Genomic DNA, 13493 nt, shown 5'->3' on the forward strand with positions numbered 1-13493 from the left:
CGTTACGTGCGGGCGCCATGCTTTGGCAGCTGACCCAGATGTTGTGGGTCGGCGGCTTTTGGCTGATTCATCTCGGTTTGCGACCGGTGCTGGGCAAGATTGGTCTGGCACCGTTGCTGATCGATGAGATTGCCGATGCGTTCGAAGTGTCGCTGGTGATTTTTGCCGCTGCCTGCGTGATTTTTCAGGCTTTGGTGCTGGTACGGGCCGAGGGCCTTGCCAGTCTGTGGCGGGATTTTCGCGGGCAGGTGCTGCTGATGGCACTGTATGCGTGTGCGATGTTTGTCGCCGTGCATGTCGGCTGGCCGCAAGCGCAGCGCTGGCAGGCATTCAGTTTTCTGCTGTTAGGCTTCTCTGGACTGGTGCTGGTGTTGCAGCCGCTGCCGGGATGGAGTGGCAGGGTGCGCGAAGCACACCCTTGACCCTTGTCATCACTTGAAGCGATGAACGTTCGACAGCTGCTTGTTGACGCTGAAGTTCTTGCGATAAACCAGCGCCATCTTGCCGATGACCTGTACCAGATCAGCCTTGCCGACCTTGCACAACTCTGCAATGTGCGCCAGGCGCGACTCGCGGTCGAGGATGTTGAGCTTGATCTTGATCAACTCGTGATCCGCCAAGGCGCGTTCAAGTTCGGCTAATACACCCTCAGTCAGACCGTTGTCCGCCACCGTCAAAACCGGTTTCAGGTGGTGACCAATGGATTTGTACTGTTTCTTCTGCTCTGGAGTGAGCGGCATAATCTGACCCTTTCGTCTGGATTCTGTAAAATGGCGGCCATTTTACCCGAGGGTTCGTGGATCCGCCCAATTAATCACGACCCTTATTATCGAGGTGCCCAATGGCGCGTTCCAAGACAAGCCTTGGTTGGCTGAAACGACATGTCAACGATCCTTATGTGAAGCAGGCGCAGAAGGATGGCTACCGCTCGCGTGCGAGTTACAAGCTTCTGGAGATCCAGGAGAAATACAAGCTGATCCGCTCCGGCATGAGCGTTGTCGACCTGGGCGCGGCGCCTGGCGGCTGGTCACAGGTCACCAGCCGGCTGATCGGTGGTCAGGGGCGACTGATCGCTTCGGACATCCTGGAAATGGACAGCATTCCGGACGTGACCTTCATTCAAGGTGACTTCACCGAGGACGAAGTGCTCGCGCGAATCCTTGAAGCCGTGGGTAATTCACAGGTGGACCTTGTGATTTCCGATATGGCCCCCAATATGAGTGGTACGCCTGAAGTGGACATGCCCAAAGCCATGTTCCTTTGCGAGCTGGCGCTTGATCTGGCAGAGCGGATACTCAAGCCGGGTGGTAATTTCGTGATCAAGATTTTTCAGGGCGAAGGTTTTGATGTCTACCTGAAGGATGCTCGGAAAAAGTTCGACAAGATCCAGATGATCAAGCCGGACTCTTCCCGTGGCAGCTCCCGCGAGCAATACATGCTGGCTTGGGGCTACCGCGGAGGTAATGAGTAAAACGAGGTTTTTTGGCAGGGTGATAGGTTTTTCGTATTTTGCCCCGCGTGCATAAGCGAATATTGTGTAGAAAGTGTTTCACAAAGGGTTACAGACGGCGCCTGCAAGAGTTGTAGGTAATGTAGTAAGTTAGGCCGGTGAATATCATGCGAAGCGCGCGCCAGTAGCGGAGCTTGCTTCAGAGGGTAGTTAATTGAACGATATGGCAAAGAATCTGATCCTGTGGTTGATCATCGCGGCAGTCCTCGTGACGGTGATGAACAACTTCTCCAGCCCTAACGAGCCGCAGACCCTCAACTATTCCGACTTCATCCAGCAGGTCAAGGATGGCAAGGTCGAGCGCGTAGCCGTTGACGGCTATGTGATTACCGGCAAGCGCAACGATGGCGACAGCTTCAAGACCATTCGTCCGGCGATCCAGGACAATGGCCTGATCGGCGATCTGGTCGACAATCACGTTGTGGTTGAAGGCAAGCAGCCTGAGCAGCAAAGCATCTGGACCCAACTTCTGGTGGCCAGCTTCCCGATCCTGGTGATCATCGCGGTGTTCATGTTCTTCATGCGCCAGATGCAGGGTGGTGCCGGCGGCAAGGGTGGACCGATGAGCTTTGGCAAGAGCAAGGCACGCCTGCTCTCCGAAGATCAGGTGAAGACCACGCTGGCTGACGTTGCTGGTTGCGACGAAGCCAAGGAAGAAGTTGGTGAGCTGGTTGAGTTCCTGCGTGATCCGGGCAAGTTCCAGCGCCTCGGCGGTCGTATTCCTCGCGGCGTGTTGATGGTCGGCCCTCCGGGTACCGGTAAAACCTTGCTGGCCAAGGCGATTGCCGGCGAAGCGAAAGTGCCGTTCTTCACTATCTCCGGTTCCGACTTCGTTGAAATGTTTGTGGGTGTCGGTGCAAGCCGCGTTCGCGACATGTTCGAGCAGGCCAAGAAGCACGCGCCGTGCATCATCTTCATTGACGAAATCGACGCCGTCGGTCGCCACCGTGGCGCCGGCATGGGCGGCGGTCACGACGAGCGTGAGCAGACCCTCAACCAGTTGCTGGTAGAGATGGACGGCTTCGAAATGAATGACGGCATCATTGTGATTGCAGCGACCAACCGTCCCGACGTGCTCGACCCTGCGCTGCTGCGTCCGGGCCGTTTCGACCGTCAGGTCGTTGTCGGTTTGCCGGATATCCGCGGTCGCGAGCAGATCCTCAAGGTTCACATGCGTAAAGTGCCAATGGGTGATGATGTGGCTCCGGCCGTTATCGCGCGCGGTACCCCGGGCTTCTCCGGTGCGGATCTGGCTAACCTGGTCAACGAAGCGTCGCTGTTCGCTGCACGTAGCGGCAAGCGCATCGTCGAAATGAAAGAATTCGAGCTGGCCAAAGACAAGATCATGATGGGCGCCGAGCGCAAATCCATGGTCATGTCCGAGAAAGAGAAACAGAACACCGCTTATCACGAAGCGGGCCATGCGATCGTTGGGCGCGTTGTGCCTGAGCATGATCCTGTCTACAAGGTTTCGATCATTCCACGTGGTCGTGCGCTGGGTGTGACCATGTTCCTGCCGGAAGAGGATCGCTACAGCCTGTCCAAGCGTGCGCTGATCAGCCAGATCTGCTCGCTGTACGGTGGGCGTATCGCCGAAGAAATGACTCTTGGTTTCGACGGTGTGACCACCGGCGCGTCCAACGACATCATGCGTGCCAGTCAGATTGCGCGGAACATGGTGACCAAGTGGGGGCTGTCGGAAAAACTCGGTCCGCTGATGTACGCCGAAGAAGAGGGAGAGGTGTTCCTCGGTCGCGGTGGTGGCGGTCAGAATGCCAGCTTCTCCGGTGAGACAGCCAAACTTATCGACTCTGAAGTGCGCAGCATCATTGATCAGTGCTACGGCACGGCCAAGCAGATCCTCACGGACAACCGTGACAAGCTGGATGCCATGGCTGATGCGCTGATGAAGTACGAAACTATTGATGCCGAGCAGATCGACGACATCATGGCGGGTCGTACGCCACGTGAACCGCGTGACTGGACAGGTGGCACGGGTACGCCTCCGCCTCCGGTGATTCAGGATGAGCGTCCGGAAACACCGATCGGCGGTCCGGCTGCTGACGTTTAAGGTTTGAAATGACTTCTGTACAGTCCCTGACCCGGTTGCCTTGCGGCAACCGGGTTCTTGATTTGGCCCAGACGCATGTCATGGGCATTCTCAATGTCACTCCCGATTCCTTCTCCGATGGCGGCCGGTACAATCAGCTCGACGTGGCCTTGCGTCACGCCGCAGCCATGGTGGCTGCTGGGGCGACGCTGATCGATGTCGGCGGTGAATCGACCCGGCCTGGCGCGCGCGCGGTTTCGCCGCTGGAAGAGCTGGAGCGCGTGGCCCCAATCGTGGAGCTGATCAATCGCGAGCTGGATGTGATCATCTCGGTCGATACTTCGACACCTGCCGTGATGCGTGAAACCGCGCGCCTGGGCGCCGGGTTGATCAATGATGTGCGTTCGCTGCGCCGCGATGGCGCGCTGGATGCAGCAGCGGCGACCGGATTGCCGGTCTGCCTGATGCATATGCTCGGCGAGCCGGGTGACATGCAAGACAATCCGCACTATCAGGACGTCACTCGGGAGGTGGGAGAGTTTCTGGCAGAGCGCATGGCTCAATGTGCGGCGGTGGGCATTCCTGCAGAGCGGATCATTCTTGATCCCGGTTTCGGTTTCGCGAAAACCCTCCAGCACAATCTAAGCTTGTTCAAGCATATGGAAGCCCTGCATGCGCTGGGGCGTCCGCTATTGGTTGGTGTCTCGCGCAAAAGCATGATTGGCCAGGCGCTGAATCGCCCCGTGGGCGAGCGTCTGCATGGCGGTCTGGCCCTCGCGGCACTGGCGTCGGTGAAAGGTGCGCGTATCCTGCGCGTCCATGATGTGGCGGAAACGGTAGACGTGGTGCGCATGCTCGCGGCCGTGGAATCAGCCGAATAAGAATGATGGAGCACTTATGAGCAAGAAATACTTTGGTACTGACGGTATTCGTGGCCGTGTCGGTGAATATCCGATCACTCCGGACTTCATGCTCAAGCTCGGCTGGGCGGCCGGTATGGCCTTTCGCAAGATGGGCGCGTGCAAGGTGCTGGTTGGCAAGGACACGCGAATCTCCGGCTACATGTTCGAATCGGCGCTTGAGGCAGGTCTGACGTCGGCGGGCGCCGATGTGATGCTGCTTGGTCCGATGCCGACGCCCGCAATTGCCTATCTGTCGCGCACGTTTCAAGCCGAAGCCGGGATCGTGATCAGTGCTTCACATAACCCGCATGACGATAACGGCATCAAGTTCTTCTCGGGTAAAGGCACCAAGCTGCCTGACGAGTTGGAGCTGATGATCGAAGAATTGCTCGATACCCCGATGACCGTGGTTGAGTCGAGCAAAATTGGCAAGGTGTCGCGTATCAACGACGCCTCGGGTCGCTACATCGAATTCTGTAAAAGCAGTGTGCCTACCGGTACCAGCTTTTCCGGTTTGAAAATTGTGATCGACTGCGCACACGGAGCGACCTACAAAGTTGCTCCTAGTGTCTTTCGTGAGTTGGGCGCTGAAGTGGTCGTGCTGTCGGCTCAGCCCAATGGCCTGAACATCAATGACAATTGCGGTTCGACCCATATGGGGCCGCTGCAGGCCGCTGTTCTCGCCGAGCACGCTGATCTGGGGATCGCCTTTGATGGTGACGGTGACCGGGTGTTGATGGTCGATCACACGGGCGCCATTGTCGATGGCGACGAGCTGCTGTTCATCATTGCGCGTGATCTGCACGAGCGTGGCAAGTTGCAGGGTGGCGTAGTCGGTACCCTGATGAGCAATCTGGGGCTTGAGCTCGCACTGGCAGATCTTTCGATACCGTTCATTCGAGCCAATGTCGGTGACCGTTATGTGATCGCCGAGTTGCTGGAGCGTAACTGGCTGGTTGGTGGTGAGAACTCGGGACATGTCGTTTGTTTCAATCACACCACTACAGGTGATGCAATCATTGCTGCGTTGCAAGTGCTGATGGCACTGAAAACCCGCAATGAAGGTCTTGCGCAAACGCGTCAGGCTTTGCGCAAGTGCCCTCAGGTACTGATCAATGTGCGCTTCGGTGGTGGCGAAAGTCCGCTTGAACACCCGGCTGTCAAGGAAGCCAGTGCGCGTGTAACCCAGGCAATGGCGGGTCGTGGCCGGGTGCTTCTGCGCAAGTCGGGCACAGAGCCATTGGTACGTGTGATGGTCGAAGGCGAGGATGAAACTCAGGTTCGCAGCTACGCCGAAGAACTGGCAAAACTGGTAACTGAAGTTTCTGCCTGATTCGGCTTGCCAGCCATGATTGTGTTGGGTAACATCTGCGCCCACTTTGACCGACGAGGTACAGCATGCGTCGCCCTATGGTAGCTGGTAACTGGAAGATGCACGGTACCCGCGCCAGCGTCGCTGAGCTGATCAACGGCCTTCGTCATCTGGCCTTGCCAAGCGGTGTTGATGTCGCGGTATTCCCGCCTTGCTTGCATATCAATCAAGTGATTGATGGCTTGAAAGGTAAATCGATTTCGGTCGGTGCGCAGAATTCTGCGGTGGAATCCATGCAAGGTGCGTTGACTGGCGAGATTGCTCCTAGTCAGTTGGTGGATGCAGGTTGTTCCCTGGTGCTTGTCGGGCACTCCGAGCGCCGCCAGATAATGGGCGAGCGAGATGGGATGCTGAATCGCAAGTTCGCAGCGGCACAGGCATGTGGCTTGATTCCGGTGTTGTGTGTAGGGGAGACCCTCGAACAGCGCGAAGCCGGAAAAACTCTTGAGGTTGTCGGGCGTCAGCTGGGCAGCATCATCGAGGAGCTGGGTGTTGGTGCCTTTGCCAAGGCAGTCATTGCTTACGAGCCTGTCTGGGCCATTGGTACCGGACTGACTGCAACGCCGCAACAGGCTCAGGATGTGCATAAGGCCATTCGAGAGCAGTTGGCGGCAGAGAATTCTGAAGTCGCGCGAGGTGTGCGGCTTCTATACGGCGGCAGCGTGAAGGCGGCCAATGCGGTCGAACTGTTCGGCATGCCGGATATCGATGGGGGGCTCATTGGTGGAGCTTCCCTGAATGCAGATGAGTTCGGTGCGATTTGTCGCGCCGCGGGAAACTGAAAAAATGCTGGAAACAGTCGTAGTCGTTTTTCATCTGCTGGGTGCATTGGGCGTAGTTGCTCTGGTTTTGCTGCAGCAGGGTAAAGGTGCGGACGCTGGCGCGTCTTTCGGAGCAGGTGCTTCAAATACTGTGTTCGGAAGCCAAGGTTCCTCTACCTTTCTTAGTAAGTTTACTGCTATACTTGCCGCCGGTTTCTTCATAACCAGCTTGGGGTTAGGTTACTTTGCTAAAGAGAAGGCTCATCAGCTGACTCAAGCAGGTTTGCCAGATCCAGCAGTGTTGGAAGTACCTAAGCAACAACAACCGGCTTCTGATGATGTCCCGGTGCTTCAAGAGCAAAAGTCGGCTACTCCAGCGACTGACGTACCTCCAGCTCAAGAGCAGAAGTAAGAAGAGTTTCAAACGTAGTTTTGCCGAGGTGGTGGAATTGGTAGACACGCAACCTTGAGGTGGTTGTGCCCATAGGGTGTAGGGGTTCGAGTCCCCTTCTCGGTACCAATTAGTCAGGAGAGCCCGCTGTTGCGGGCTTTCTTGCAGGTGGAAGGTTACATTGACCCTATAAGGGATCGGTCGTATACTTCCGCCCCAGCTTTGTCGCGGGGTGGAGCAGTCTGGTAGCTCGTCGGGCTCATAACCCGAAGGTCGTCGGTTCAAATCCGGCCCCCGCAACCAGTTTAAGGAGCCCCTTTTCAGGGGCTTTTTGTTAGCTGGATACTTTCTGCGCCGCTGTTCGACGGCGTTTCAAGGATGGGCGTTTCGCCCATTTTTTTATTTTGCAGCGCATGCATTTACATGCACGAGGGGGTTCAGGTGTCGAGCAAGCTAGAAGAGTTGCAGGCCTTGTTGGCCCCGGTGGTCGTGGCCCTAGGCTATGAATGCTGGGGTATCGAGTTTTCGGCTCAGGGTCGTCACTCGATGTTGCGTGTTTATATCGATAAAGAGGGTGGCGTGCTGGTGGACGATTGCGCCATTGTCAGCCGTCAGATCAGCGGTGTCCTGGATGTTGAAGATCCGATCTCCGTTGAATACACCCTCGAAGTTTCCTCGCCTGGCATGGAACGCCCACTGTTCACTCTTGAGCAGTTTGCAAAATTTGCCGGTGAACAAGTGAAGATCAAGCTGCGCTCGCCTTTTGAAGGTCGACGCAACTTTCAGGGCCTTCTGCGCGGTGTAGAAGAACAGGACGTCGTGGTGCAGGTAGAAGACCATGAGTTCCTGTTGCCGATCGATATGATCGACAAGGCCAACATTATTCCCAGTTTTGACTGAGACGCGGATCCCGCGGATCCAATGGCTTGCGAAAGGCGAGGCGTACGATGAGCAAAGAAGTACTGCTGGTTGTTGAGTCGGTATCCAATGAAAAGGGTGTACCGGCAAGCGTGATTTTTGAAGCGCTGGAGCTGGCTCTGGCCACTGCTACCAAAAAGCGTTTTGAAGACGAAGTTGACCTGCGTGTGGAAATTAACCGCCACACCGGTTCCTACGAGACTTTCCGTCGCTGGACAGTCGTCGAAGAGAATGATCTCGACGATCCTGCGATCGAAACCTGGCCAAGCAAGGTTGCCGAAACGCATCCGGGCGCCAAGGTCGGCGACGTCGTCGAAGAAAAGATCGAATCCATCGAGTTCGGCCGCATTGCAGCACAGACCGCCAAACAGGTCATCGTGCAGAAAGTCCGTGAAGCCGAGCGCGCTCAAGTGGTCGACGCCTATCGCGAGCGCCTGGGAGAAATCATCTCCGGCACCGTGAAGAAAGTCACCCGTGACAACGTGATCGTCGATCTGGGCAACAACGCCGAAGCGTTGCTGGCCCGTGAAGACATCATTTCTCGCGAAACCTTCCGTGTCGGTGTGCGCCTGCGCGCACTGCTCAAGGAAATCCGCACCGAGAACCGCGGCCCGCAGTTGATCCTGTCGCGTACCGCGCCGGAAATGCTGATCGAGTTGTTCCGCATCGAAGTGCCGGAAATCGCCGAAGGCCTGATTGAAGTCATGGCGGCGTCCCGTGATCCGGGTTCGCGTGCCAAGATCGCTGTCCGTTCTAAGGACAAACGCATCGACCCGCAGGGCGCGTGCATCGGTATGCGCGGTTCGCGCGTCCAGGCCGTGTCGGGCGAGTTGGGTGGCGAGCGTGTCGATATCGTCCTGTGGGACGATAACCCGGCGCAGTTCGTGATCAATGCCATGTCGCCGGCAGAAGTGGCGGCCATTATCGTTGACGAGGATGCCCATGCAATGGACATCGCCGTTGGCGCAGACAACCTGGCTCAGGCCATCGGTCGAGGTGGTCAGAACGTGCGTCTGGCGAGCCAGTTGACTGGCTGGACCCTGAACGTGATGACCGAATCGGACATCCAGGCTAAGCAACAAGCAGAAACCGGCGACATCCTGCGCAACTTCATCGACGAGCTGGAAGTCGACGAAGAGCTGGCTCAGGTGCTGGTAGATGAAGGCTTCACCAGCCTGGAAGAGATTGCCTACGTACCGTTGGAAGAAATGCTCAACATCGACGGCTTTGACGAAGACATCGTCAACGAGCTTCGCGCTCGTGCCAAGGATCGTTTGTTGACCAAAGCCATCGCTACTGAGGAAAAGCTGGCAGACGCCCATCCGGCCGAAGACCTGCTCTCGCTTGAGGGTATGGACAAGGATTTGGCGATGGAACTGGCGGTGCGCGGCGTAATTACCCGCGAAGACCTGGCCGAGCAGTCTATTGACGACCTGCTCGACATCGACGGCATTGACGATGATCGTGCCGGCAAGTTGATCATGGCCGCCCGAGCCCACTGGTTCGAGTAATTAGGCGCGGCCTGAGGAGAGAAGTGCATGACGCAAGTCACGGTGAAACAACTGGCCGATGAGGTCAAAACACCGGTAGAGCGCCTGTTGCAGCAGATGCGTGAGGCAGGTCTGCCGCACACCGCCGCCGAAGAACATGTGACTGACAGTGAGAAGCAATCCCTGCTGACTCACTTGAAAAGCAGCCACAAGGCGAAAGTGGAAGAACCACGCAAAATCACGCTGCAGCGTAAAACCACCAGCACCCTGCGTGTGGCTGGTAGCAAGAGCATCAGCGTAGAAGTTCGCAAGAAGAAGGTTTTCGTACAGCGTAGCCCGGAAGAAATCGAAGCCGAGCGCCAGCGTGAACTGGAAGAGCGTCGCGCAGTAGAAAATGCTGCCCGTCAGAAGGCTGAAGAAGAAGCCAAGCAGCGCGCTGAAGAAGAAGCGCGTCGCCAGCCTGCTGCTGCGCCGAGCGCTCCTGCCGAAGCTGTTGCAGCACCTGCGCCAGTCGCTGAACCTGTGCGCGAAGCCGCACCAGTTGTCGCTGCTGCGCCAGCTGCCGACACGCGCAAGCGTGACGAACAGCGCCGTCCGGACAAACCACGTGCCGACGATAACAGTCGTCGTGGCGGCGGCGATGGCGAGCGCAAAAACGCTCCGCATCGCGCATCGGTCAAAGAAAAAGCGCCGGCTCCACGAGTGGCGCCACGCACTACCGACGAAGAAAGCGATGGCTTCCGTCGTGGTGGTCGCGGCAAGGCCAAGCTGAAGAAGCGCAACGCTCACGGTTTCCAGAACCCTACCGGTCCTGTCGTGCGTGAAGTGAAGATCGGCGAGACCATCACTGTTGGCGATCTTGCCCAGCAGATGTCGGTCAAGGCTGCTGAAATCATCAAGTTCATGTTCAAACTGGGCACTCCAGCGACCATCAACCAGGTACTCGATCAGGAAACTGCTCAACTGGTAGCTGAAGAGCTGGGCCACAAAGTGACCCTGGTCAGCGACACCGCCCTGGAAGATTCCCTGGCCGAGTCCCTGAAGTTTGAAGGCGAGGCAGTTTCCCGTGCGCCAGTCGTGACCGTAATGGGCCACGTTGACCACGGTAAGACTTCCCTGCTCGACTACATCCGTCGTGCCAAGGTAGCTGCAGGCGAAGCCGGCGGCATTACCCAGCACATCGGTGCGTACCACGTTGAAACCGACCGCGGCATGGTGACGTTCCTCGACACTCCGGGTCACGCTGCGTTTACCGCCATGCGTGCCCGTGGTGCCAAGGCGACCGACATCGTGATCCTGGTCGTTGCGGCGGACGACGGCGTGATGCCGCAAACCATCGAGGCTGTTCAGCACGCTCAGGCGGCTGGCGTTCCTCTGGTGGTTGCGGTGAACAAGATCGACAAGCCAGGTGCCGACCTCGATCGCATCCGCAGCGAACTGTCGGTTCACGGCGTGACTTCCGAAGACTGGGGCGGCGACACGCCATTCGTACCGGTTTCGGCGAAAATGGGTACCGGCGTTGACGAACTGCTCGAAGCCGTTCTGCTGCAGGCCGAAGTGCTCGAACTGACCGCCACCCCATCGGCTCCTGGCCGTGGTGTTGTCGTCGAATCGCGTCTGGACAAGGGCCGTGGCCCGGTAGCCACTGTTCTGGTTCAGGACGGTACGCTGCGTCAAGGCGACATGGTGCTGGTCGGCTCGAACTATGGCCGCGTGCGCGCCATGCTCGACGAGAACGGCAAGCCAATCAAGGAAGCCGGTCCGGCCATTCCGGTCGAAATCCTGGGTCTTGACGGTACGCCGGACGCTGGCGACGAGATGAGCGTGGTTGCCGACGAGAAGAAAGCCCGTGAAGTGGCTCTGTTCCGTCAAGGCAAGTTCCGCGAAGTCAAACTGGCTCGCGCTCACGCCGGCAAGCTGGAAAACATCTTCGAAAACATGGGCCAGGAAGAGAAGAAGACGCTCAACATCGTCCTCAAATCCGACGTCCGTGGTTCGCTGGAAGCTTTGCAGGGCGCTCTGAACGGCCTGGGCAACGACGAAGTGCAAGTGCGCGTGGTCGGTGGCGGTGTCGGTGGTATCACCGAGTCCGACGCCAACCTGGCACTGGCTTCCAACGCTGTACTGTTCGGCTTCAACGTGCGTGCCGATGCTGGCGCACGGAAGATCGTCGAGCAGGAAGGTCTGGACATGCGTTACTACAACGTGATCTACGACATCATCGAAGACGTCAAGAAAGCCCTGACCGGCATGCTCGGCAGCGATGTTCGCGAGAACATCCTGGGTGTGGCCGAAGTTCGTGACGTGTTCCGTTCGCCGAAGTTTGGCGCGATCGCCGGTTGCATGGTGATCGAAGGTGTTGTGCACCGTAACCGTCCGATCCGTGTACTGCGTGAAGACATCGTTATCTTCGAAGGCGAGCTGGAATCCCTGCGCCGCTTCAAGGATGACGCTTCCGAAGTACGTGCCGGCATGGAATGCGGTATCGGCGTGAAGAGCTACAACGACGTCAAAGTCGGTGACAAGATCGAAGTCTTCGAGAAGGTTCAGGTTGCTCGCAGCCTCTGACTCGCGCACTTCAAGGGCCACGCCGAGCCGCCGCATGCAGATGCGCGCCACGGCGTCAGGACTCTAAACGCAACGCCCGGTCTGGCTTTTGTCAGGCCGGGCGTTTGCCGCTTTCAGACCTTGCGGGTTTCACCGTAGGGCAGTAACAGGTAACAAAATCATGGCAAAAGAATACAGCCGTACCCAACGTATCGGCGATCAGATGCAGCGTGAGCTGGCCCAGCTGATCCGTCGTGAAGTCAAAGACCCGCGCGTCGGCCTGGTCACCATTACTGCTGTGGAAGTCAGCCGTGACGTCGGTCACGCGAAGATCTTCATCACCGTGATGGGGCAGGACAACGCCGAAGACATCGCGCAAAGCATCAAGGTGCTCAACGCTGCCGCAGGTTTCCTGCGCATGCAGCTGGCCCGTGAAATGAAGCTGCGCAGCGTGCCGCAATTGCATTTCCACTACGACGAAAGCGTCGTGCGTGGCGCGCACCTGTCGGCCCTGATCGAGCGCGCCGTGGCTGAGGACAATCAGCACGTGGCTGCTGCACCTGAAGACACCAAGGAGTAATTCGGTGGCTCAGGTCAAACGTATCCGTCGTAACGTCAGCGGTATCATCCTGCTCGACAAGCCGCTGGGGTTCACCTCCAACGCCGCGTTGCAGAAGGTTCGCTGGTTGCTCAACGCCGAGAAGGCCGGTCACACCGGCAGCCTCGACCCGTTGGCCACCGGTGTATTGCCGCTGTGCTTTGGCGAAGCAACCAAGTTCTCGCAATACCTGCTCGATTCCGACAAGGGTTACGAAACCCTCGCGCAACTGGGCAAGACCACCACCACGGCGGACGCTGAGGGTGAGGTTTTGCAGGAGCGCCCGGTGACCGTTGGTCGCGCCGATGTCGAAGCGGTTCTGCCGAAATTTCGCGGGCAAATCAGTCAGATACCGCCGATGTACTCGGCACTCAAGCGTGATGGTCAGCCGCTGTACAAGCTGGCCCGTGCAGGCGAAGTAGTGGAGCGCGAACCGCGTTCTGTTACTATTGCGCGCTTGGAATTGCTGGCCTTCGAAGGCGATACTGCGCGTCTTGCGGTGGATTGCAGCAAGGGCACCTATATTCGCACTTTGGTGGAGGATATCGGTGAGCAACTCGGTTGTGGTGCGTACGTCGCTGAACTGCGTCGTACCCAGGCCGGGCCTTTCACCCTGGCGCAGACCGTGACCCTCGAAGAGCTGGAAGCAGTACATGCCGAAGGCGGCAACGAAGCGGTCGACCGCTTCCTGATGCCATCGGACAGCGGCCTGCAGGATTGGCCGCTGCTGCACTTCTCCGAAGCGAGTGCGTTCTACTGGCTCAACGGCCAGCCAGTACGTGCCCCGGATGCGCCGAAGTTCGGCATGGTACGGGTACAGGATCACAACGGTCGCTTCATCGGTATCGGTGAAGTGAGCGAAGACGGGCGCATCGCGCCACGTCGACTGATTCGGTCAGAATGACCGGAAACCGGTCTGTGTAACAGCAGGCCGGCGAGTGTGGCTGTCAACAG

The 13493-nt window shown here is 57.8% G+C and carries 13 protein-coding genes and 2 tRNA genes; 14 read left to right on the plus strand and 1 reads right to left on the minus strand.

What is annotated here, in order from left to right:
• Nucleotides 1-17: 17 nt before the first annotated feature.
• Nucleotides 18-422: an MFS transporter gene (locus ACTJKS_RS22955; protein WP_095667564.1), complete on the plus strand. Its 405-nt coding sequence runs from the start codon at nucleotides 18-20 to the stop codon at nucleotides 420-422.
• Between the two features lie 9 nt (nucleotides 423-431).
• On the opposite strand, the gene ACTJKS_RS22960 is transcribed toward ACTJKS_RS22955, so the two are convergent.
• Complete coding sequence (locus ACTJKS_RS22960) at nucleotides 432-740, minus strand: YhbY family RNA-binding protein (RefSeq protein WP_003221534.1); 309 nt, start codon at nucleotides 738-740, stop codon at nucleotides 432-434.
• A 101-nt stretch (nucleotides 741-841) separates the two neighbouring features.
• On the opposite strand from ACTJKS_RS22960, the gene rlmE reads away from it, so the two are divergent.
• From rlmE to truB, 13 genes are all read left to right on the plus strand, one after another.
• Nucleotides 842-1471, plus strand: coding sequence for a 23S rRNA (uridine(2552)-2'-O)-methyltransferase RlmE (gene rlmE, locus ACTJKS_RS22965; RefSeq protein WP_003221536.1), 630 nt, complete (start codon nucleotides 842-844; stop codon nucleotides 1469-1471).
• A 202-nt stretch (nucleotides 1472-1673) separates the two neighbouring features.
• Entirely contained in the window at nucleotides 1674-3581 is a 1908-nt protein-coding gene (ftsH, locus tag ACTJKS_RS22970; RefSeq protein ID WP_027610779.1) for an ATP-dependent zinc metalloprotease FtsH, read from the plus strand.
• A gap of 8 nt (nucleotides 3582-3589) precedes the next feature.
• Nucleotides 3590-4441, plus strand: coding sequence for a dihydropteroate synthase (gene folP, locus ACTJKS_RS22975; RefSeq protein ID WP_108181642.1), 852 nt, complete (start codon nucleotides 3590-3592; stop codon nucleotides 4439-4441).
• Nucleotides 4442-4457: 16 nt separating this feature from the next.
• Complete coding sequence (gene glmM / locus ACTJKS_RS22980) at nucleotides 4458-5795, plus strand: phosphoglucosamine mutase (RefSeq protein ID WP_108181643.1); 1338 nt, start codon at nucleotides 4458-4460, stop codon at nucleotides 5793-5795.
• A gap of 65 nt (nucleotides 5796-5860) precedes the next feature.
• Nucleotides 5861-6616: a triose-phosphate isomerase gene (tpiA, locus tag ACTJKS_RS22985; RefSeq protein WP_008088336.1), complete on the plus strand. Its 756-nt coding sequence runs from the start codon at nucleotides 5861-5863 to the stop codon at nucleotides 6614-6616.
• A 4-nt stretch (nucleotides 6617-6620) separates the two neighbouring features.
• Nucleotides 6621-7007 carry a preprotein translocase subunit SecG gene (secG, locus tag ACTJKS_RS22990; RefSeq protein WP_027610782.1) on the plus strand — a complete coding sequence of 129 codons (387 nt, stop codon included), beginning with the start codon at nucleotides 6621-6623 and terminating at the stop codon, nucleotides 7005-7007.
• Nucleotides 7008-7029: 22 nt separating this feature from the next.
• A tRNA-Leu gene (locus ACTJKS_RS22995) sits at nucleotides 7030-7115 on the plus strand.
• Between the two features lie 97 nt (nucleotides 7116-7212).
• A tRNA-Met gene (locus ACTJKS_RS23000) sits at nucleotides 7213-7289 on the plus strand.
• Between the two features lie 138 nt (nucleotides 7290-7427).
• Nucleotides 7428-7886, plus strand: coding sequence for a ribosome maturation factor RimP (gene rimP, locus ACTJKS_RS23005; RefSeq protein WP_007973115.1), 459 nt, complete (start codon nucleotides 7428-7430; stop codon nucleotides 7884-7886).
• A 47-nt stretch (nucleotides 7887-7933) separates the two neighbouring features.
• Nucleotides 7934-9415 carry a transcription termination factor NusA gene (gene nusA / locus ACTJKS_RS23010; RefSeq protein ID WP_003221546.1) on the plus strand — a complete coding sequence of 494 codons (1482 nt, stop codon included), beginning with the start codon at nucleotides 7934-7936 and terminating at the stop codon, nucleotides 9413-9415.
• Between the two features lie 27 nt (nucleotides 9416-9442).
• Nucleotides 9443-11962, plus strand: coding sequence for a translation initiation factor IF-2 (infB, locus tag ACTJKS_RS23015; RefSeq protein ID WP_041066807.1), 2520 nt, complete (start codon nucleotides 9443-9445; stop codon nucleotides 11960-11962).
• Nucleotides 11963-12122: 160 nt separating this feature from the next.
• Nucleotides 12123-12521: a 30S ribosome-binding factor RbfA gene (gene rbfA / locus ACTJKS_RS23020; RefSeq protein WP_007961438.1), complete on the plus strand. Its 399-nt coding sequence runs from the start codon at nucleotides 12123-12125 to the stop codon at nucleotides 12519-12521.
• Nucleotides 12522-12525: 4 nt separating this feature from the next.
• On the plus strand, nucleotides 12526-13443 hold the full coding sequence (truB, locus tag ACTJKS_RS23025; protein WP_024011571.1) for a tRNA pseudouridine(55) synthase TruB: 918 nt from the start codon (nucleotides 12526-12528) through the stop codon (nucleotides 13441-13443).
• Nucleotides 13444-13493: the final 50 nt, after the last annotated feature.

It is taken from the genome of Pseudomonas sp. 22189, from assembly GCF_052045635.1.
GTDB lineage: Bacteria > Pseudomonadota > Gammaproteobacteria > Pseudomonadales > Pseudomonadaceae > Aquipseudomonas > Aquipseudomonas parakoreensis.